The organism is Parapedobacter tibetensis (genome assembly GCF_024704835.1).
In the GTDB taxonomy this organism is placed as follows: Bacteria; Bacteroidota; Bacteroidia; order Sphingobacteriales; family Sphingobacteriaceae; genus Parapedobacter; species Parapedobacter tibetensis.
In genome coordinates this window covers 91,926-112,013 of the sequence record NZ_JAMXBE010000012.1, presented here as the reverse complement: position 1 = coordinate 112,013, position 20,088 = coordinate 91,926, and the positions used below count along the sequence as shown (strand labels likewise).

General features: G+C 39.3%; 21 protein-coding genes. 16 read left to right on the top strand and 5 right to left on the bottom strand.

Annotation, left to right across the window (positions count from 1 at the left end; all coding sequences use genetic code 11):
- Window positions 1-12: 12 nt before the first annotated feature.
- From NF543_RS18090 to NF543_RS18080, 3 genes are read right to left on the bottom strand one after another with little or no spacing between them, the layout of a single operon-like run.
- Window positions 13-819: a hypothetical protein gene (locus tag NF543_RS18090; protein WP_257669588.1), complete on the bottom strand. Its 807-nt coding sequence runs from the start codon at window positions 817-819 to the stop codon at window positions 13-15.
- Between the two features lie 24 nt (window positions 820-843).
- Window positions 844-1,821: a hypothetical protein gene (locus tag NF543_RS18085; RefSeq protein ID WP_257669587.1), complete on the bottom strand. Its 978-nt coding sequence runs from the start codon at window positions 1,819-1,821 to the stop codon at window positions 844-846.
- Window positions 1,818-2,798, bottom strand: coding sequence for a hypothetical protein (locus NF543_RS18080; protein WP_257669586.1), 981 nt, complete (start codon window positions 2,796-2,798; stop codon window positions 1,818-1,820). The genes NF543_RS18085 and NF543_RS18080 overlap by 4 nt, the downstream gene beginning before the upstream one ends.
- A gap of 764 nt (window positions 2,799-3,562) precedes the next feature.
- Between NF543_RS18080 and NF543_RS18075 the strand changes: the two genes are divergently transcribed.
- The gene (locus tag NF543_RS18075) at window positions 3,563-3,772 is read left to right on the top strand and encodes a hypothetical protein (RefSeq protein ID WP_257669585.1); all 210 of its coding nucleotides are present in this window, start codon (window positions 3,563-3,565) and stop codon (window positions 3,770-3,772) included.
- Between the two features lie 345 nt (window positions 3,773-4,117).
- On the opposite strand, the gene NF543_RS18070 is transcribed toward NF543_RS18075, so the two are convergent.
- Entirely contained in the window at window positions 4,118-4,300 is a 183-nt protein-coding gene (locus NF543_RS18070) for a hypothetical protein (protein ID WP_257669584.1), read from the bottom strand.
- Between the two features lie 171 nt (window positions 4,301-4,471).
- Between NF543_RS18070 and NF543_RS18065 the strand changes: the two genes are divergently transcribed.
- Window positions 4,472-5,434, top strand: coding sequence for an RpnC/YadD family protein (locus NF543_RS18065; RefSeq protein WP_257669583.1), 963 nt, complete (start codon window positions 4,472-4,474; stop codon window positions 5,432-5,434).
- Between the two features lie 58 nt (window positions 5,435-5,492).
- On the opposite strand, the gene NF543_RS18060 is transcribed toward NF543_RS18065, so the two are convergent.
- Window positions 5,493-5,708 carry a hypothetical protein gene (locus tag NF543_RS18060; protein WP_257669582.1) on the bottom strand — a complete coding sequence of 72 codons (216 nt, stop codon included), beginning with the start codon at window positions 5,706-5,708 and terminating at the stop codon, window positions 5,493-5,495.
- On the opposite strand from NF543_RS18060, the gene NF543_RS18055 reads away from it, so the two are divergent.
- From NF543_RS18055 to NF543_RS17990, 14 genes are all read left to right on the top strand, one after another.
- Entirely contained in the window at window positions 5,697-5,837 is a 141-nt protein-coding gene (locus NF543_RS18055; RefSeq protein WP_257669581.1) for a hypothetical protein, read from the top strand. The genes NF543_RS18060 and NF543_RS18055 overlap by 12 nt on opposite strands.
- Window positions 5,827-6,000 (top strand): hypothetical protein, encoded by a 174-nt coding sequence (locus tag NF543_RS18050; RefSeq protein ID WP_257669580.1) that lies wholly within the window; start codon window positions 5,827-5,829, stop codon window positions 5,998-6,000. The genes NF543_RS18055 and NF543_RS18050 overlap by 11 nt, the downstream gene beginning before the upstream one ends.
- 625 nt (window positions 6,001-6,625) lie before the next feature.
- The gene (locus NF543_RS18045) at window positions 6,626-6,892 is read left to right on the top strand and encodes a hypothetical protein (protein WP_257669579.1); all 267 of its coding nucleotides are present in this window, start codon (window positions 6,626-6,628) and stop codon (window positions 6,890-6,892) included.
- Window positions 6,893-6,955: 63 nt separating this feature from the next.
- Window positions 6,956-7,291 (top strand): hypothetical protein, encoded by a 336-nt coding sequence (locus NF543_RS18040; protein ID WP_257669578.1) that lies wholly within the window; start codon window positions 6,956-6,958, stop codon window positions 7,289-7,291.
- A 6-nt stretch (window positions 7,292-7,297) separates the two neighbouring features.
- Window positions 7,298-8,770 carry an alpha/beta hydrolase gene (locus tag NF543_RS18035; protein WP_257669577.1) on the top strand — a complete coding sequence of 491 codons (1,473 nt, stop codon included), beginning with the start codon at window positions 7,298-7,300 and terminating at the stop codon, window positions 8,768-8,770.
- Window positions 8,771-9,091: 321 nt separating this feature from the next.
- Window positions 9,092-9,499 (top strand): hypothetical protein, encoded by a 408-nt coding sequence (locus tag NF543_RS18030; protein ID WP_257669576.1) that lies wholly within the window; start codon window positions 9,092-9,094, stop codon window positions 9,497-9,499.
- Window positions 9,500-9,562: 63 nt separating this feature from the next.
- Window positions 9,563-11,155, top strand: a complete 1,593-nt coding sequence (locus NF543_RS18025; RefSeq protein WP_257669575.1) for a cysteine peptidase family C39 domain-containing protein — start codon at window positions 9,563-9,565, stop codon at window positions 11,153-11,155.
- A complete protein-coding gene (locus NF543_RS18020; protein WP_257669574.1) occupies window positions 11,152-12,036 on the top strand; it encodes a thiopeptide-type bacteriocin biosynthesis protein in 885 nt (294 codons plus the stop codon). Before NF543_RS18025 ends, NF543_RS18020 begins: the two co-directional genes overlap by 4 nt.
- Window positions 12,037-12,081: 45 nt before the next feature.
- On the top strand, window positions 12,082-13,434 hold the full coding sequence (locus tag NF543_RS18015; protein ID WP_257669573.1) for a glycosyltransferase: 1,353 nt from the start codon (window positions 12,082-12,084) through the stop codon (window positions 13,432-13,434).
- Window positions 13,435-13,505: 71 nt separating this feature from the next.
- Window positions 13,506-15,683, top strand: coding sequence for a peptidase domain-containing ABC transporter (locus tag NF543_RS18010; protein WP_257669572.1), 2,178 nt, complete (start codon window positions 13,506-13,508; stop codon window positions 15,681-15,683).
- Window positions 15,673-16,965: an HlyD family secretion protein gene (locus NF543_RS18005; RefSeq protein WP_257669571.1), complete on the top strand. Its 1,293-nt coding sequence runs from the start codon at window positions 15,673-15,675 to the stop codon at window positions 16,963-16,965. The genes NF543_RS18010 and NF543_RS18005 overlap by 11 nt, the downstream gene beginning before the upstream one ends.
- A gap of 86 nt (window positions 16,966-17,051) precedes the next feature.
- The gene (locus NF543_RS18000; protein WP_257669570.1) at window positions 17,052-17,324 is read left to right on the top strand and encodes a hypothetical protein; all 273 of its coding nucleotides are present in this window, start codon (window positions 17,052-17,054) and stop codon (window positions 17,322-17,324) included.
- Between the two features lie 176 nt (window positions 17,325-17,500).
- Window positions 17,501-18,868, top strand: a complete 1,368-nt coding sequence (locus NF543_RS17995) for a DUF2927 domain-containing protein (RefSeq protein WP_257669569.1) — start codon at window positions 17,501-17,503, stop codon at window positions 18,866-18,868.
- Window positions 18,865-20,040, top strand: a complete 1,176-nt coding sequence (locus NF543_RS17990) for a glycosyltransferase family protein (RefSeq protein WP_257669568.1) — start codon at window positions 18,865-18,867, stop codon at window positions 20,038-20,040. The genes NF543_RS17995 and NF543_RS17990 overlap by 4 nt, the downstream gene beginning before the upstream one ends.
- Window positions 20,041-20,088 lie beyond the last annotated feature (48 nt).

Genomic DNA, 20,088 nt, shown 5'->3' with positions numbered 1-20,088 from the left:
TTTGTGCAATTCTTATTTCTTGTCATATTGGCGGTAAACCTTGATTGTTTTGTCCACTTCCGCCTTTTTATATTCGTGAAAGTCTCCATTCGGGAAGTATGCGATCTCTTTTTCAATGCCTCCCGAATCGTCATACTCATACACCCAGCGCGTATCCAAACTGCCGTCTTCATTATAATTCTGTGTTTCCGTAGTTAATCCGAATTTGTCATGCGTGTGAAGTTTGTCAAACCAAAACTCGCCGTCGTCGTAATGCACAACCCTTACCTGGTTCTTGGCTTCATCATACGTATATTCAAATATCGCTTTATTATTGGTTGCATCTCTGACAAGATGCCCATTTTCATCATAATCGAATTTAGTGTCATTATTAAAGACGGAATCGTCACCCACCAGTCTGTTTTTGATTCGCGCAAGATCACCCTTTGCGTTGTAATGCAACGTATCGGTTTCAACCGTTTTACTTGAAAACCTTTCCCCGTATGCAATGCGGTATAACAGCTTGCCCGCTTCATCAAATGTTAGCTTACAATCATTGTCCATTTCCGAAAGAAAGGGATAATGAACGTCTTCGCTCAAACCCGAAGCCTCATAGCCGCCAAGGTCAATGACGGAATCTTGGGGCACAAGATACGTCTTCTGTTCCACCGTTTTTACGTTACCCTTCAAACCATAGACTAATAGCTGATTACTATCCCCTTTCGTGACCTCGTATATACTTTTTAGCACGAGGTTCCCCTCTTTTTTACTTTCCTGCGCACAACCTTGCAGGATTAAGAAAGCAAGTAAGCCTGATAGTGTCGCTTTTCTATACATCATAGACCAATTTTTACTTACGTTTATTTACGGATTGGCGCCTTTAACCAGGTTCCTATGCCAGATGACTTGAAGGTCATCGCTTTTTGACGACTGGGGAGCATAAAAGAGTATATCATCAACTTGCACCATCTCTTTAGGTCCCTTCTTATAGTGTCTTCTAATCACCCCCTCTCTACGGTTATATCCGTCTATTCGTTTTAGCGAGAGTAACTTTCCATCACCCAGAATTTCCAACTTGTAATTCGCTATTTCTGCAAGTTTTCGCTTTTTCTTATTGATAAACGAGATTCTGTGGTTGATGTGGTTTAACGCCTCTTCTTTATCAAAATAGCTTGATTGGTATAGATTAAATAACCCTTTGCCCAACGCATTTACATAATCCTCCCCTTGTTGGTTTTCAAAATCGGATATCAGTTTTTCATAGGCCTGTAAAACCTTTATTTTTAAGGTCGCCGTATCCTGCTCATCAAAGGTTCTTCCCATTCGCCAATCGATGAGCTCATAAGGCACGGCGGCGGTAAATATAGCTGCATGTATGAATGATTTTTGCCCGGCATAATCCCCTTCGGGCAAGCTATAGCTATATATAATCTTGGGTTCTTCCATGCCACCGTCTTTCCATGCCGTTTGCTCGATGGTTAGCTTAAAACCGATATCATGTTCCAATGATTCGTTTTGGGTAAGCTCATCCACATACCTTGGATAAATTTGTATTTCTATTTTTTGCTCCCCCTTATTGGGTATGCAGGAATTAATTTCCGTCAAATAATGACTCAAATAGTTCACATATTTATTCCCGATGGGTATACCATTTATTAATACGGTAAACGAATACCCCGTATTAACCCTTAATTGATAGGTGGGTTCATCGCCGAAATTTTCAAGGTGATCAATTTCGTCTATGATGTTTATACTTTTTATTCCATTTGTATTTTGCTGGCTACAAGCCAAAAATGGCGTCAAAAACATGAAACAGCAAATGGTACTTAATGTATTCGTCATGGAAAATATGGTTTAACCAGATTTTGATATACGATCACTTCTAATTTTTCTTTGCCATTATCTGAGTCAATCCCTTGGGGAGCATAAAGGTAAATGTCATCAATATGAACCGTTTCCTGACCGTTCTTTGTATACTTTCTTCTCAATACCCCTTCTTCCCGATTATATCCATCGATTTTTCTTAAAGATAAAAGTTTTCCGTTTCCTGAAATTTCCAGTTGGTAATTATCTAAATCCTCCAATTCTCTCGATTTTCTATTTATGAAGTCTATTTTATTCTTTTTCAGTTTCTCAAACGCATCATTATCGTAGTAGGCCCCTTGTGCCAAATTATACATTCCTTTTTCAATAAGCTTTATATATTCTTCTCCGTTTTTATGCTCGTAGTGATCTTTTAAATCTTTATAAAATTCAAGAACCGCTGTTTTCAATATCGTGCTATCTTTGTCTTTAAACGTTTTTCCGTTCCGCCAATCTATCAATTCATAAGGCACTTCCGCCTTAAAAGAGGCTTTGTGAACAAACGTTTCTTGCCGGGAATAATCTCCCTCCGGCAATTCATACTGATAAACGATCGTCGGTTCTTCCAAACTGCCGCTTATTCCAGAAGTGCTCTCAAGTTCAATTTTAAACGTATTACTATTTTCTATGAACTCCTTGTGGCTCGTTCCGTCACTGGTCATTGATGGACGAATATTAATCTCCAGCTCCTGCTCCCCTGAGGCCGGAATACAGTTATTCACTAAAAACCACCTCGTATTCCCTGTATTCTGATTCTTGCTGGCGGTCGTTATGCCGTTTATTCTGATGGTATACGATAACGAGCTCGTGACCTTAAGCCGATATACTGGTTCATTATCGTATTTTTCAATTTCCCGTATTGTCTTTCCCGTGGTTTGATTTTCAACACGCTCTTTGTTCTGACCACAAGACTGGATAGTCATTAGAACGAATAAAAAACTGATACTGATTCTCATCTTACTTACTATACTTGTTTCTATTCAATACACTAACACCAATTTCTTCACCATCTCCATTTCATTAGTACATTATTTGCTTTTCAATGGACTAATGGAGCATTCATATTTTGTCTGTTTCCAAGGGCAAACATGAATGGTCCGTCGGGCTTGCTGGCCGCGACAAATAAGGCCAATTGATTTTCTGTTAAGCCACACCGCATCTTGCTCAAATGTCACCTCGATTTGCGTTTGGCCGTCCTTGGCTTGGTATATTTCGATTTGGTTATACATACACAAATATATACCTGTTTTTTTTAGTAAAACAAATTAGATTGATCTTAAATTGTATCGATTTAAAAAAACAGATCATAATCGAACGTTAAAACCTGTTAAGAATCAATCGATTTTGCCGAGAACAACCATTTTTACGGCATGAAACAACTTTTCGCGCAGCTATTCGTGTCGATAATCGTGTCATGTTCGTTCTTTTTTAGATGACATAACTTTCTCAACCTTGTTAATCAGCATACCTATGCGTTTCTCCTGCAATACGGCTTTGATTCGGTTCATTGTTCCCACTATTGAAATGCCTCACAAGATAAGTATAGATCCGATTATCATCTCATTTTTTGAGATGCATTTTATAGCGCTGTTTTTGGCGCGTCGTAATGCTTTGACATAATATCATCCAAAATTAAGGATGAATATGTACCTCTTATTACGGGAAACCGGAATATTGGATAGGCTTTCTTCACTCATAATGAATAGTTATAGCTAAAAGTGTGTCCAGGGTTGAGGCAAGTGTTGCCATCTATAGGTTGAGGTGGGGATTCAAGATGTCGCACAGCAAATTGGATGGCAGACGCATCAAGCACCGTCAGGGCCGACCCAAGCAACGCAGGACTTACCATTGCCAGCATCGCGGTGGCTACCACCTCACCAGTTGGGGCCACCGGGATTTCAAGCGGTATGAAAGCAGGGAAGATTACTGACAAACAATAGCGATGTAGTTGATTGAAAGGTCGCGAAGCTGTAATATCGACCATGCATTCAAATATCCAATAGCCACCCCTAGGTGGCGTTTCGCTTTTGGCGTTGTTTCGTCAATTTAATCCCTCCCAGAACCTACGCCTTAGAAAATAAATGACTCATGCCTTGTAGTTCTTTGCTATAGAAAGGGTTAAGTCACCCGCCTCTGTCGGTGATGGTATATAGGTAGTGGCATTTCCCGGAAGGTTCTCCGATGGCAATGGGGCGGGGGATTTTACTCTTAAATAAAAAACCTCACATCCAGCAGGTGTAAGGCTTAATATGCATACAATAATTAAGAGACTATATTATTGTTGTTTTTTGAATTTATCATAATGAGGATGCCACTCGGGTAGCCCTGCTTTTTTGAGAAATGCTTCTGCATCCTTCTTCTTTTTTACAAAGGCAGGTGATTGTAGACTTAAGGCAAAGCGCTCTTCCTCTGTATACTGCTTCTTTTTAAGACCTTTATTTTCTATCGTAGTTCCCATACGCTTTCTATTTTAATTATTCAAAGATACGAAATTATTTGCCGGATTGTTTTCTCCTCAGCAAAAACGGATTGCTCCGAAATCGGAGGGCTTGTAGGGAAACTGGAAACTAAGTTTGTTAGTTTATCGCTGTTTACGTAAGTTTGCTTCCAGCACCATACCCGGAAAAACATGGCAGACCCCGAAAACAGCATAAAAACCAACGGCAGGCAGGACGACCGCCTCTGGAAAGCCGTGCTGGAGCATGTGTTCCGGCATTTCCTGCTGTTCTTCTTCCCAGCGTCAAAAGACCTATTCGATTTCAGAAGGGGCTTCGTCTACCTCGACAAGGAAATGGACGAACTTTTCCCCGAGCATAGGCAGGGAGGGAACAAAGGCGTGCGCTATGTGGACAAGCTGGTCAAGGTATTCCTTAAGGACGGCGGCGAGCGATTCATCCTCACCCATGTGGAAGTGCAGTCGCAGAAAGGCAAAGGCGATTTGGCCAGGCGCATGGCGGATTACTACATCAAGCTCCGCGAAAAATACAAGGTTCCGATTACGGCCGTCGCCATACTCGGGGACGGCAACAAAAACTACCGTCCATCAGGTTACGAGGAAGGATTGCTGGGCACCAAACTCACGTATGAGTTCACCAGTTATAAGATACTGGACCAGGACGAGGCGGCGCTGCGGGCAGACCGCAACCCGTTCTCGGTGGTGGTGCTCACGGCGCTGATGGCCATCAGGCGCAAGGGTGTGGACGACGACACCCTGCGGGGCATCAAACGCGATCTGTATTTCGAGATGAAGGGCCGCAAGATGCCAAAGCACACGCGGGCAGGGATATATGACTTTTTAAAATATTACGTTTCTTTTGTGGATCCAAATCAATTCATTATCTTTGAAAGTGAAACATCTGAAATAGAAGGAAGGAGTACCGAAGCAATGGGAACAACAGAGTATTTATTGGATAAGGCCGAAAAGCAAGGAATCCAAAAAGGTATGGAAAAAGGCGAAGAAACTAAAAGTTATAAAGTTGTAGCCAATCTAATCCAGCAATTGGGATTGGACGACCAAGCCGCAGCAGGGGTCGCCGAAGTATCCACAGACTTCGTGCAGAAAGTCCGCTTAGCCTTGCAAAAAAAGAAATAACGGTAGCCCGAACTACCATATATTGATATTGAGCCATATCCATTTGGGTATGGCTTTTCTATTTCGGAAGCGTCCCGTCCTTCCCATATTGCTCCACGATGCCACGTAAGAGGGTTTTCAGTTTCGGGTTCAGTGTTTTGGACTCCTTGCCGTTCTTGCTTACCTTTACCACATAGGCGGAGCCGTGTTTTTTCTCAAATTGAGCTACCGCATTCTTTATGGCATCAAGTAGGTTTACGAACGGATAAAGGGAACACTGGCCGTGGCCAGCCAACTCGTTATTGCATCACCGTTGAAACTGCCGCCCAAAGTGGTGGCGGTGGCCAAGTACCTCGCCCTGGCATTGGGTGTATTGGAAGCGGTGGAAGGAGCGGCGAAGGAAGGGACGGGCGATGAAAGTTAGCCAGCAGCTGGGCATCGGCACAACAGGCGGCACGTTGCTGAGCATTATGGGCCAGCTGGGCCTACACGATATGCTCAAAACAGCCGTGCTTGCAGCCATCGGTGCGGTGGTGAGCTTCGGCGTAAGCCTGCCGTTACAACGCTGGCAGCGGAAACGGAAATAGCGAGAAAAAGGGATGGGTTGAAACCCATCCCCTATTTTAGGACTAGACACACCTCTTCACTCGCCGTTCGGAGCATCCACGCCAACTTATCGTATGGTTAGGTGGATCTCGTTGATACATAATACTAAACTTACTTAGATTTACATAAAATGACTATTGGATATATGGCCCAAGCCTTCCGGAAGAAATTGTTCGTAGTATAAAAAGAATCGATAGCATTAAAAAGGTATAAATTTTACATTCTGAAAACCAGTCACTTACAATTAGGTGTGGTAATCTGATGTTTTTTTGAACTTCCGTGGGGTAAAGATCACGAAAGGATCGTATCTATCTAAAGAGACATGGTACTTTATATCACCTAAATTGGGGTAGTATTTCCCACAAATTAGGTGTGAAGAAACGATAAAATTTTTATTTTTCTTTGTCTCGTTAATCGCTTCGTTCGATATTTCAATAGCTCGACAAGCTAGCAGCGTACTGTTCCTAAGGAGGATTAAAGAAGAAAAAAGTTTAAACGAGTTCAAGATATAATATCCGATAGTCAAAATGATAGCGCTTTATGATTGGATCAGTATGCAATATTCTATATTCCCTTCGAATCAGAAATCAGCTTACTCAGCAAAAAATGGCTGATTTACTATATGTTAGCAGACCAACATATCGATCGTGGGAAATGGACATTGAGAAAATGCCTCTAGGTTCATTTAAAAAGGTAGTGAGTTACTTCAAACTAAGCAACGAGGAAATAAAAGAAGTATTAAATATCGATTATGATATCTTAAATACAACTTCAGCGCGGACTTCTGGATCTGGCATAGAAGGTATACAAAATGATATTAAATCAATAAAATCCTTTCTATTTAATGGAGTTAAGAATGAAGATTTGAGGTAGTAGTTTTTGAGGAAATACTGAATGATTTTATGGTTAGCGAATAATCAAACAAATTAATACGCGATGTCGAAAACAAAAATTGTTGTTGCTGTAGTATCTTCTATTTTGCTTAATATTAGCTGTAACAACCATCAAGATAAAATAGATCAATCTTACATCAGTCATCAGGACGAATATCGGAATATTATTGGGACGAGTTTATCTGAATTTAATAAGTTGCCAGTTCGAAATCTAATCACAGAATTTTTCGCGGCGTTGCTTCAAGGTGTGCGGTGCAAGTCACTTTTGTTTTACAAAGCGCAACTTGGAGTTGTGGTTGGCGGCAGCCAAAGATTTTCTAGAATACATCGTCAGCTTGCTGTTGGAATAGGGAAATCAAGCAATTTCGTTTTATTTTAGGTTTTTATGCTTATAGACCTTCTTGCCTTAAAGCGGTTAGCTTACTTTGTTCCGTTATTGGTTGGAGCTTTCTCTTCCATTTCATGTGGCCAACAACATGATAATAAGTATATTCATGGTATATGGACAGCTGAAGATTCCCTAAACGGTGTTCTCTACAAACACGTGTTGCAACTGGATGAAATAGATGGTGAAGGTCTTGCTGTTTCAGCAAGAGCAACTTATTTGGGTCATCCTGTCCGAATGCAATTTGATACCGCTTTTGTTTACGGTGACTCAGTCCGCTTTTGGAGCGACAATACCGGGATTAAAGACATCTTTAAGGGGAAGTTGGATGGCGACGTAATCAGTGGTGAATTCACCCGGAACGATCAAACACGGGAGATGACTTTCCGTAGATTCGACTTGAAAGCCCACCGACCTCAGACACCAATCCGTCCTTTTCCATATGTCGAAGAAGAAGTCCACTTTGCCAACCGTGACAGCTCGGTCGTGTTTAGCGGCACGTTTACATTTCCGAAAGGAGGCGGTCGATATCCTGCTGTTTTGGTCGCTACAGGGTCTGGCCCGCAGGATCGCGATGGGGATCTGTATTTTCATGACCCTTATTTGGTCATCGCTGATTACCTCACGCGGCACGGCATTGCCGTTCTCAGACTGGACGACCGTAATGTGGGGAGGACGGTGGAGGCTCCTGGGGCCAAAGTCGATTTTGTGGACGACGCGATGTGCGCTATCGAATTCCTGAGGGGGCATGCGAATGTGGACTGCAGGCGCATCGGTATTGTTGGGCATAGCCAAGGAGGATTAATTGCGATGGAGGTTGCGGCTGCTGTCCCTGATCTTGCAGCGGTTGTGTCGCTCGGCTCCCCCATTTCCGTTACGGGTGGTGATTACTTCTTAAACCATTATGAGCCTTTCATAGCGAATATGACTCATCAATCTAAAAAGAAGGTTACAAGGCTAATGTCTGAAATCTTCAACATGATAAAAGAAACCCCGTCAAAAAGGAGGGCTGCGGACCTGATACTGGACAAGCTCAAGATATGGTTGGAGTACAACCGCGACGATAAGGAGGCCTTATCTGCTTTCCTATTTACGCCTGATGATGTGGCGAATGAAATGGCGATCCGGGAAATGCTAGAGAAATCGTTTGGATATTATTTTTCCAGAGACCACTACTACATTTTGTCATATGACCCTGATGCGGTGTTTCCAAAAATCACATGCCCTGTTTTGGCAATTTATGGTGGCCACGACAACCGCATAAGCTTTCCGGCAGAGGAAGAACGTTTGGATTTCCTTGTTAGCCGATCCGGAATTGAGTTGGAGGCAAAATGTTTCGCACGCATGAACCATTTCTTGCAGACATCAAACAGCATGAATGACACCGAGGTGTTTGAATCGGATGAGACGGTGTCCCCTGAGGTCTTGGAACTATTGAAGCATTGGCTGATCGAACGACTTAATGCGGATTAAGCTAATTGCACCCTATTATAAGATGATACGAAAAAACAGTCCTAAAACCGAGAAGGTAGCAGAATCCTATCTTAATCGGCTTGCGAATATATAGCATTTTATAAATCAATTGAGAAACATGCCTTTTTGGATTTAAATGTAAAAAAGTAATTCAAAATGGAAAATTAAAGATCAAATCCTTTTATGTTAACTACTTACATTTGTATTGCAATAGACTAAAGTTAAAAAATGTCAGCTTATTATATTAATACTTGCAAAAGTGCAGACCCTAGGTCTGAAAAGCAACGGAGACCCACAAAAGGTAATAGCATTATGGTATAAATGAATTTGGAAAAGCATGACTCAGATAAAAATGTTTGTTCTTTTGATTGGTCTGAGCTATTCTTTTTTTTTGCGTGTCAAGGTCAGGAAGAAAATGAGAATATCTTAGGGCTTTGGGAAGCGTTGGATCCCGGGTCTGAGGAACCGTTTAACTATATTTTGGAAGTTTGTAACGGCCCAGACAACGAACCTGTTGGGTACTTGAGTATTCCTGCACTTTCTGTCGACAACGCCAAACTTGATACTTTTACCTACAGCGACGATACGCTCTATTTCGTTTTGCACCAGGGTCACGTACAAATGAGTTTTTCTGGTGTCTTGTCGGACAGTGAAATCGCCGGAAAGTACCAAGGTATCCGCAGTGGCTGTATTGCAGTACATGAACTTTTTAAACAACAGAAATATTAACAGGTTGAAACACGCGCTCGCCGTTTAAACCGCACAACGGGTTTTACTAGACACATTTCGCCCATGAAAATAAACTCCATAGAACGTAATGCCGCTTTTACTGTTCGGAGAGCTTGCAAAATTGTTAATATTAAAGTTACTGACACACGGTTGCAAGAAACTTTACTCGAACATCCGCATTTTCCGTCAATGCAATCCTTAAAGGATACCCTCACATCTTTTAATGTCTCCAATTTAGCTGTTAGAATCGATCCTATTTTGCTTCAGAGAATCACGCTTCCTGTCATCGTATACCTGAATAACAACATTGGATATGTGACTGTCGAAAAGGTGGAAAATGGTTTTGTCGAGTGGTTTCACAACGATTTGGGAGCTGGCCGAGATCATATAGCGGACTTTTCGAGAAAATGGAATGGCGTTTCTCTCGTGATTGAACCGAGTGCACTATCAGGAGATACCGATTACGAGAAGTACAAACTAGAAGAAACTAACAGGCGCAGGAAGAGGTATTCTCTTTGGATAGCATCGCTAATACTTTTTTTGTTATGGCTACTCGAAAGTCCAGCAACTACCAATACGCTATTCAACTTACTTCTTTTTATCAAAATAATAGGAAGTGTAGCTAGTTTCAAACTTGTCCAGATCTCGATGGATAAATATGATAGCTTTTGGAGAAAGGATAAACGTCTAAATTTTCCATCAAATTCAGAACGGATACTCCGATCTAAAATGTCGAAGTCTATTTTTGGCCTACACTGGGCCGAGCTGTGCTTATTATTTTTCTCTGGTGGACTGCTTTCCCTACTAACTTCAAATCTAAGTAATCTTCCTTCTAGAATTGATGCGCTGCAAATTTTCAGCTATTTGGCCTTAGGTCTCACTGCATGGATTCTTTATGTTCAGTCTAAGTTAAAAGGATGGTCTCCTCTTTGTGTACTAGTTTCAGGTCTTTTATGTGCTGAGTTTTTGATACTGTTTAAAGTTATTCCTACATTTTCCGGAGATTGGAAAGATACCACACAATTAATTCTACTTTTTTCAATTCCAACAGTTATCTGGGTCTCTTTTAAAGGTGTCTTAGGAAGCTCTTCTACGGCCCAAGGGCATTATTACACCATTAAAAAAATGATGTATGATCCTGCATATTTAAGAAGTTTATTAGCTAAGAAAAAGGAATTGCCACCACTGTTTTCTAAAATGAATTCTGTCACCATCGGAGTAAGTGAGGCTCGTACCTGCATAACGCTAGTTTTAAGTCCTATCTGTTTTATGAGTAGAACTGCTTTTTTTCAGACTCAAGAATTAATTTTAGCGAATCACGGAATAAGATGTGAGATTTTTTTAGCTGTTTCACAAAATCCAGAATCATTCGATTATACCCTTGCATCTGCCATACTAGGTACTACTTCTGTGCCGGCGAAAGTCGCATTGGAGGATTGGTACAAGCAAATGCCTATCAAGTTTGAAGATTGGAGCAAAACTTTGCAATTCGATAAGAAACTAGGCTTAGAGCAACTTATACACCATTTTCGTTGGTTTGAATTATCTGCCTTACGATCAGAGTTGCCCATCATACTTATGGATGGGGCAGAATTACCTATGATATATAATGCTTCTGATATAAAAAGGATGTTAAATGTTAACCTGAAAGGATGAAACATAATTGGATCTCGGTATATCTATATAGCGACCTTTCATTCGAGCGAGTTATTGCCGCCTTGATCAGAAAAATTGTAGTGGAACTAACCAATATGGATTTGATTCGCTCCTATTTCTTTATACGATACTGGGAAGGTGGAAGCCACATCAGGTTGAGGGTTTTACCAAAAGGAAATAAAAGCATCCCTGACGTCAGAAGCTACATCGTGAGAAATGGATCTACATTTTATGAATCACAAAAAGACCGCCAGCATTATCGTATAGAATTCGTTCCTTACGAAAGAGAAGTCGACCGATATTCTGGCAAAAATGGAGTAAAAATAGCCGAATCCATATTTCAATACTCCTCAATGGCTGTGATAAATATCATTAATCAGTATGAGTCTAGATGGAACAATGGACTTGCGATAGCCATTGCAATTAAAATGCATGTAATTTTTGCGAAGAGTTTAATCGAGGAATCAGAATCGAGGAAAGAACTATTTAAACGCATTTTTGAAAATTGTATGATGCATTCTGTAAAACTCGATATTGATAATCAAATTACACAGGCAAATATTGAAAGGGTAAAAAAGGCATTCGAGAAAACTTTCCTCGAGCAAAAGGAAAAGATTGTTTCAATAGTTAGGAGTACATTTTTTACGGAACTTGAAGAGACTAAATGTGAAGGTTGGGAAGAACAGTGGTTGCGATGCTGCCAACAGGTTAATGTTGACCTGAGTACACAACACCTAATTCCACCCAATCAGCTTGTTCAATATTGCGAAAATCATATCCACATGACTAATAACCGTTTAGGGGTGTACTTGAGGGATGAGTCTTTTATAGCATTTATGATTTATACCGTTTTTAACGAAACCAAAATTTGTAATAATTAAAGAAACATTGATATAATTTCATCTACCAACCAATTTAAGAACCCGATGTCTAAAAAAAAGGCAATTTTCATTCCTGCATGCATAAGGAGCCATGTGCTTCCCTCTTTTTATTTAGCGGAGTTGCTCTCTGAAGAATATGAGGTTGTGTATGCAGTTTGTTCAGAAGCTTTAGGAACGCTGTGTAAAAAAAACGGCTTTAGATATTTTACATTAGGTGGTCCAAAAATAGGTTTAGGTTTTGAAGAGAGGTATATAAAGGAAAAATATGGAAAGGTCAGTTTTGCGCGATTATTCAAGGCATATGTAACAAACGAATTGTATTGGAAAAGGAAAGATCTTTATGACCGAATTGTAAGGGATTGGCAACCAGATCTAGTGATCATAGATGTCTTCATGAGTACCGATTTTTTCGTACTAAAACAATACCGCAGTTTAAATATCGCATTTTTCAATCCGATGCCATCTATTTATACCATAGATACATTCCCTAGTTTTTCAAATGGAACAGAAACAGATACTTCTTACTCGGAACCAGAAATTCTAAAAGTAAATTTATGGGACTTAATTCTCGGAGGTAAGCAGTCTCTTTTACGATTAGCGAGGGATATTCAATATTTTAATTTGATAAAGAAGGTCGGCCTTAGCGGTAAGGAAATGCCGGTTAGAAGCAAGTTCACGCTTCTTTTTAAGGACGTTCCTGAACTAATACTTTTACCTGAAGAATTTGAATATGAATTAAATGCTGGAAAAGCGCATCAATTCTACTTGGGCCTTTGCCAACGAAACGAAAGAGTTGACACTGAGCTGGATGATTCTTTTTGCAGAAATTGGCCGGATATATTGAAAAAAAAGGCCAATGGTGAAAGAATTGTCTATTGCAGCTTTGGTACTTTTTTCGATAGAGCTGATAGAAAACTATTAAACTTTATAAAGCTGCTTTCGACTACACTAGGGGATTTTGAACGGGTACACCTAGTGTGTTCAGTTAACAAGTATGTAATCGATGCTATCAATTTAGAAAAACAGGAGAGAGACCGCATTTCGCTTTTTTATAAAGTTCCCCAAACCTTAGTGTTACAAAATGCTGCTGCTTTTATTACTCACGGTGGTATGGGCAGCATAAAGGAAAGCATATTTTACGAAGTGCCAATGATTGTATTTCCATTAGATCTTTTTTATGACCAAAATAGTAATGCCCATAAAGTGGAGTTTCATAAGTTAGGACTTAGAGGTGTACTTGATTACGAACGTGTGGATAGTCTGAAACAAAAAATGAAAGATGTATTAGATAACGACATCTATCGGGAATCGCTACGTAAGTTTAAAGGGCGGGTTAACGATAGATACTCGATTGAAAACCTGCAAGTTTTAATTAAAATGAATGTATGTATTTTCTAAAAGTAAGAGGCGATAAACACGTAAACGCGTCCTTTTAGTTAGGTTTCAGAGTCGATTCAAACCTATTAATTATGAGCCTGGGAAGATTTCCTTTCTTTAAACAATTAGATGCGATGGATTGTGGTCCGGCATCTTTAAAGATTATTTGTAAATACTACGGAAAAAATTTTTCCATGAAGTATTTGCGCGAAAAGTGTAACATAGCCAGAGAAGGGGTTTCTTTGAAGGATATTAGCCGTGTCGCAGACGAAATTGGATTACGGACTTTGCCACTAAAATTATCAGTAAAGGATCTCACCGAAAAAGTGCAGTTGCCTTGTATTATACATTGGAGATATACTCACTTCGTTGTGATATACAAAATTAGTAAAAGCATATTCTTTCTGTCAGACCCTCAAATCGGCTTGGTAAAATATACTAAAGCTGAGTTTGAAAAGTGTTGGACAGGGCGCCACGAAAAGGGAGTCGTTCTGGTAATCGAGCCAAGCCCTAAATTATATCAACAGAAAGACGTAAAAGTTAGAAAAAACATCTACCGATATGCTGGGTATGTATTGCCATACAAAAACTTTCTTTTCCAAGTCCTGATCGGAATGATAACCGGAGTGGCTGTCAGTCTTGTGTTCCCGTTTATTACACAGTCAATTGTCGATATTGGAATAGAGACAAAAGATTTCGACTTTATTAACATTCTTTTAGTTGCCTCTCTGGTGTTAACACTAAGCTCAGTAATTTCACACTACATACAGAGCAGAGTTATATTGTTTGTTGCGGATAGAATTAATATCAGCATGGTGTCAGACTTTTTATCTAAGTTATTACGATTGCCCATTAACTTCTTCGAAAGAAAGATGACAAGCGATATATTGAACCGAATCGGGGATCATAACCGTATTCAAGCTTTTCTTATGAATGCTTTCTTAGGAATTATTGTTTCAACTTTAAGTTTCATTGTTTATGCCGCGATATTATGTTTTTATAAAATTCAATTATTCCTGGTGTTTCTTGGCGGCACGATTTTGTATTTAATTTGGATCTTTTTATTTCTTGGGGCAAGAAGAAGGCTGGATCTTGGATTGTTCGATGCCAACACTGAAAATCAAAATGAAATTATCCAGATTGTCGATAATAGCACGGAAATAAAAATCAACAACTTAAATCAGAAAAAGAGGTGGGATTGGGAAAAAAGTAGAGCAGAGATTTCCAATTTAACTGTAAAATCATTGAATCTATCACAAACTCAGCATTTCGGAACAACTTTAATTGATAGAATTAAAAACATTGTGATCACATTCGTTGCAGCAAAAGCGGTAGTAGAAGGTGAAATGACTATAGGAATGATGCTATCCGCTCAGTACATTATTGGTCAAATGAATGGCCCCGTAGGACAAATAATTGGATTGGTTCAGTCATACCAGGATGCAAATATTAGTTTAGAGAGAGTAAACGAAGTTGTAGAAGAGGAGAAGGAAGAAAAAATTTTTGACGGCTTTGAATCCTCTCTTCCATCGAAGAGAACTATACGACTAGTTAATCTGTCTTTTAAATATCATGAGAGCACACCAAACGTGTTGAAGCAAATAAACCTCGAAATAGAAGAGGGCAAAATGACGGCGATAGTTGGTCAGAGCGGTAGCGGGAAAACTACTTTAATGAAACTGCTGCTGCGACTTTACGATACCTACGAAGGTGAAATATTCGTCGGCGACACACCGTTAAATTCGATAAACCTATATAATTGGCGACAAAAAAGTGCGGCAGTACTTCAAGACGGCAAAATATTCAATGACACTATACTGATGAATATTGTGTTAGACTCAGAAAGCATTGATGAAGAGAGGTTGAAATCCGTTATTGAATTTTCAAATCTTAGGGAATATATAAATGGGACTTCTCTTAAGCTATACACTCCTATAGGAAACGGTGGATTCGGTATTAGTGGGGGGCAAAAGCAACGAATTTTAATCGCTCGAGCGCTCTATAAGAATCCTGATTTTCTATTTTTTGATGAAGCAACAAATTCCTTAGATGCAAAAAACGAAAGAGAAATAAGCGATAATTTTGAACGAATCCTAAAAGAAAAGACAAGCGTAATAATTGCCCATCGCCTTAGTACAGTAAAAAGAGCCGATAAAATTGTCGTTTTACATAAGGGTGAGATTGTTGAAGTTGGAACCCACTCAGAGCTTGTCGCAGTTAGAGGTCATTATTTCAATTTAGTTAGCAATCAAATTGAACTTGATAGTTAAAACAGGGATGGAAAATTTTGATTTACGGGAAGAGTTTTTTAACGACGTATACACGATGAAGCCTAAGTGGTGGATGCGTTGGGGGATTACAATTTTTCTGGGTATATTTCTGCTATTGTTTTTCTTCGCCTACATTGTTAGGTATCCGGATATTATCAAATGTGATATTGAAGTTTCCACCAACAATCCGAGTATTACATTTCAAATCGCAGAAGGTAACGAAATTGAAAAAATTTTGGTTAAAAATAATGCGACGGTAAAAGACGGCACAAGTCTTTTAGTTTTCAGGAATAGTGCAAATTATCAGGATGTGTTGATGTTGGACAAAGACCTGAAAACTATTTCTCTCGACGAAGAAGGACTAGTCGGATTTTTTGAGAAATATATCGGAAAGGAAATGCAGTTAGGCGAAACTATCGAAAACGAATGGAGCTCTTTGTCAGATCAATTATTATCATATTACAAAATTCAAAAATTGAACTTTTTCAAGGTGCAAGTCGAGTATATAGAGGAAGAACTTGAAGACCGGATAAAGTTGAAACGGCAGTATTCTACGTTAACTCAAATCAATAATAACCAAGATGATATCAATGAGGAGAGGTTTAAAGCTGACTCTATTTTGTTTTCACGAAAAGTCCTAAGTAAGGGTGAATATAACAACAGTAGGCAGAGTTACTACATCAAGCAATTGGAACTGAAACAAAATGAAATACAGCTAACTAGGATTGAAGCAGAAATAGGTACACTTAAGAATAAAAGGAATAGTTTGTTGAATGAGGAAAGACAAAGTTTATTAACTCAAACCGTATCAATTAAAACATCCTTGGGACGTATTCATTCCGCTATCGAAGCTTGGAAAAAACGCTATTTGTTCGTTTCACCGGTACAGGGCAAAGTTCATTTCTTGCAAAATTTGGAGGAAGGTAATTTTTTTTCTGGCAAAATGCTTACTGTATTGCCTCACAGTACCTTTCATTCTGTCAAAGCTAATATAAACGTTGCCGGTGCAGGTAAAGTCAAGCTTGGTCAGCGGGTTCTAATAAAGCTTAATGATTATCCTTACAAGGAGTACGGTTTACTTGAGGGTAACCTGTCGGAGTTTTCGTCAATTGCAGGGGAGGATTTTTATGTAGGAAGGATTAAACTTGACAATGAAAATATTTCGAATAGCCGAATGGTAATTAGGGATAATATGAGGGGTATCGGAGAGATAATTACAAATGACCGAAACTTACTTGAAAGAGTGTTTTCAAACATTTTATACGTATTTAATAAGAAATAATGCATTAAAGAAAATCATAGCCATGGTGGAATCCGAAAAACCAATAAAAGAGTAGGAGTTTAATATCATTTTTATTTTTATTTTTTATGAAATTATCAATTGAAGATTTAATGGTTGACAGCTATGCTGTTCAGCTATGTGAGCAAGAGCTTACGGAGATTAAAGGTGGTACTACTGTTCCCTGTGGGGTTTATGTACTTGTCGGAACCGTAATAACCACAATTGGAATTATTGTTGCTGCTACCGCTAGCAAACCGAAACAGGTTAAAACAAAAAAAACAACGACTACTACATTTAAAAAAGCCGATGGTGGCGATAGTACCGTGGTTAAAGAAGAGTATGATTATTACCCTAATTAAACTACAGGTGACATTTCAAGTACTCATTTTCAATTTTTTTGGCATGATTAAGGAAAATGATTAGGTACTGAATTCCAAAAGAAGAAATGTTACTTTGTAGACTATTAAAAGTGGGTTCTTTGAATCTTCATTGAACCCACTTTTATCATTGCTTATCACATGCTTAATATAACACTATGGCGCTATCGTCAATAAAAAGTCAATTCGTTTATTGGATGCTAGGGATTCATTTCTTAGCTATATCCCCCAGCTGCCTTCCAAAGGATGAATCGACAATCAGTTCTAGAAACTTGAAATATCTAAAAGACAAATACGGTATCGAAACATTGAATTACTTTTATGAAACTGTTTTTCATGAGGATGACAACGGAATGAGTAATGTCATTACAAAACTGAGTTCCAACCCCACGATTGCAATTTTAGGGCATCCAACTGAAGAGGAGATTGGATATGTAGAAAGAGCAATTTCGGATGTAAATAAGTTGAAACTTCCTATCAGGTTATCCTTGGCTGCTCCAGGTGATTCCGCATTGATCAGGATTTTTTTTGGAGATCTAAAAGAGGTTAACGCCTTTTTTAAGCCAGACAGCGTTTTTATAAGCGATAATGATGCCGATTGGCATGTTGGAATGGTGAGATCAACTGCTTATGATGGCATTATAGAGCAGGCTAACGTCGGCATTTATTACACGGAAAAGGACCTGACCTACTCAACCAGGTACAAGATCGTGCTGGAGGAAATTATACAATCGCTTGGTATCATAGGCGACAGTTATAACTATCCGAGCAGTCTTTTCTTTGAAAATTACAATCCGGCTAAATCGTTAACACCATTAGACGTTGATGTGCTGTCATTACTCTACGAACCAGTGATTCCTGCAAACTACACGAGGGAGTCATTTGAAAAGAATTTTGCTGATGAGCTCTACGCGGTTAACACACATCAGAAGATTGAAAATTTGCTAGCAAAATACCCGCAAACGTCGTATGAGGATGTAGAAAAATGTTTTTTCGATGGCGTCTTCCTAAAACACCCAAAAGAAACAAACCTATACTTGTATGGACCGATACAAAAAGAGGACTCACTCACCATAGCGCGTGCCATTTTGGCCCTCAATAAGATATCTCCCAATATAAACCTCAAACTAGCTGCGTCACCCGCTATGGAACCCAGTCACGGAATTGTTTTTGACTTCCGTCAATCGGATAACCAGAAAGCATCGGTAAAAGGCAGTAACGAAATAATCGCGGGGAGAACCTGTATGTTTCCAAAGCTTATCAAAAATAAGGTTCAGCTTTCTTTTAACGCTAGTGAAAGCGCTCAGGAATTAAGGCCGCGGAGTATAATTGATGCGATCTACTTCAGCTTAATTCAGATGCCCAATGAGCCATCCCGTACCAACGAGTTGTTTAAGACCAATGGAAATGAAATAGAATTTACCCCTCGATATGCAAACTTATTGAAGCTAGTTTATTCCAACGAATTTATAGATGGCCTGAAATTAGCGGATTTTAAGGAAATTGAATTAGACATGGCCAAATGAATATTTTATCAATACCCAGTTTGGTTGGAGGGCATTCTCACTTAATTCCTCTATTTGTTTTCCACCAGCGTTATCTCAGAAGGTTAAGTTATGTAAATAACTTCTTTTTGGTTGGAGAACAGAATAAAGAGCTACTTAAGGCTAGTGGCATAAACTGTGTTAACTTAGATTATTCGGTCCGATCCCACCACAGCTTAGAAAAGCTGAGACGGGAGATCTTTGCTGCCGAACAAGAATCGTTCGATTTGATAAAACCTTCCATTGTAATTGAGGATAACTGCTTTACTAGCCCATTAATATCAGAAAAGAATGGCGTTCCCAGAATTTCAGTCCAACGGACTGGTTTTTTCAGGTCTATAGATAATCGATATAGGCGGGAACATCACATTCATTCTGCAGAGAAAGACGATAAAGGTAATAGAGCCAGCAGATTGCTTGATTTTTTTCACGACCAATCCCAGCTTAACGATTCTACTCCGGAATCAAAGTTCTTAAAACAATACTTAAACGCCAAGACAAAAATTGTCCCGGGAATACGGTCTATTGAAATACTTCCGGATTCTTTGTCTGATGATACTTCATACTTCTTTGCTGGTCCGCTTACCGTAAAAGACAATCCTTCAGACTTGCTAATTAAAAATTTAGAAAAGTTTTTTGAGGCTAATCGCGATAGAAGAAAAGTGTTCCTAACATTGGGTCTGATCGATAATACCCCGGCGGAAGCCTATATTGATTATCTGGTGGAACAGGAATTCTGCGTAATCACCACAGTTGATTATATAGTCAAAAAAGACCATGAAAGGCCGAGGGTTTTTCAAAATAAATTTTTGCCGCTAGATATTGTTTCGTCTTCCGTGGATTTGATAATTCATCAGTGCGGCTCCGGGATATACCACTATCCCATACTGAATGAGAAGCCTGCAATAACGTTGGGAACATTGTGCTATGATAGAGAAGATGTAGCAATGGTATTGCAAATGAAGCAAGTATCAAAACACGTCCCGCATCCAAAAGACAACGAAAATCATTTTGAAATATTTGTAGAGTGTGTTGACCAATTTAAAAATGGGAGGTTGTGTAGTCTTCCTATGCTTTTAAGTTTAAAAAGAGAGATACACCAAACGATGCTCGAATTTGACATTGAAGAGGTCATAAAACATACTTTGAGTTAAATTACTGATACTGCCATAGAAAATTTAATTTTTACAAATCCGGATCGA

What these genes read in the sequence shown, in the direction of transcription:
- NF543_RS18090 (WP_257669588.1), bottom strand. Translation starts at nt 819, where the DNA reads ATGATGTATAGAAAAGCGACACTATCAGGCTTACTTGCTTTCTTAATC.
- NF543_RS18085 (WP_257669587.1), bottom strand. Translation starts at nt 1,821, where the DNA reads ATGACGAATACATTAAGTACCATTTGCTGTTTCATGTTTTTGACGCCA.
- NF543_RS18080 (WP_257669586.1), bottom strand. Translation starts at nt 2,798, where the DNA reads ATGAGAATCAGTATCAGTTTTTTATTCGTTCTAATGACTATCCAGTCT.
- NF543_RS18070 (WP_257669584.1), bottom strand. Translation starts at nt 4,300, where the DNA reads ATGGGAACTACGATAGAAAATAAAGGTCTTAAAAAGAAGCAGTATACA.
- NF543_RS18065 (WP_257669583.1), top strand. Translation starts at nt 4,472, where the DNA reads ATGGCAGACCCCGAAAACAGCATAAAAACCAACGGCAGGCAGGACGAC.
- NF543_RS18050 (WP_257669580.1), top strand. Translation starts at nt 5,827, where the DNA reads ATGAAAGTTAGCCAGCAGCTGGGCATCGGCACAACAGGCGGCACGTTG.
- NF543_RS18045 (WP_257669579.1), top strand. Translation starts at nt 6,626, where the DNA reads ATGGCTGATTTACTATATGTTAGCAGACCAACATATCGATCGTGGGAA.
- NF543_RS18040 (WP_257669578.1), top strand. Translation starts at nt 6,956, where the DNA reads ATGTCGAAAACAAAAATTGTTGTTGCTGTAGTATCTTCTATTTTGCTT.
- NF543_RS18035 (WP_257669577.1), top strand. Translation starts at nt 7,298, where the DNA reads ATGCTTATAGACCTTCTTGCCTTAAAGCGGTTAGCTTACTTTGTTCCG.
- NF543_RS18030 (WP_257669576.1), top strand. Translation starts at nt 9,092, where the DNA reads ATGAATTTGGAAAAGCATGACTCAGATAAAAATGTTTGTTCTTTTGAT.
- NF543_RS18025 (WP_257669575.1), top strand. Translation starts at nt 9,563, where the DNA reads ATGAAAATAAACTCCATAGAACGTAATGCCGCTTTTACTGTTCGGAGA.
- NF543_RS18020 (WP_257669574.1), top strand. Translation starts at nt 11,152, where the DNA reads ATGAAACATAATTGGATCTCGGTATATCTATATAGCGACCTTTCATTC.
- NF543_RS18015 (WP_257669573.1), top strand. Translation starts at nt 12,082, where the DNA reads ATGTCTAAAAAAAAGGCAATTTTCATTCCTGCATGCATAAGGAGCCAT.
- NF543_RS18010 (WP_257669572.1), top strand. Translation starts at nt 13,506, where the DNA reads ATGAGCCTGGGAAGATTTCCTTTCTTTAAACAATTAGATGCGATGGAT.
- NF543_RS18000 (WP_257669570.1), top strand. Translation starts at nt 17,052, where the DNA reads ATGAAATTATCAATTGAAGATTTAATGGTTGACAGCTATGCTGTTCAG.
- NF543_RS17995 (WP_257669569.1), top strand. Translation starts at nt 17,501, where the DNA reads ATGGCGCTATCGTCAATAAAAAGTCAATTCGTTTATTGGATGCTAGGG.
- NF543_RS17990 (WP_257669568.1), top strand. Translation starts at nt 18,865, where the DNA reads ATGAATATTTTATCAATACCCAGTTTGGTTGGAGGGCATTCTCACTTA.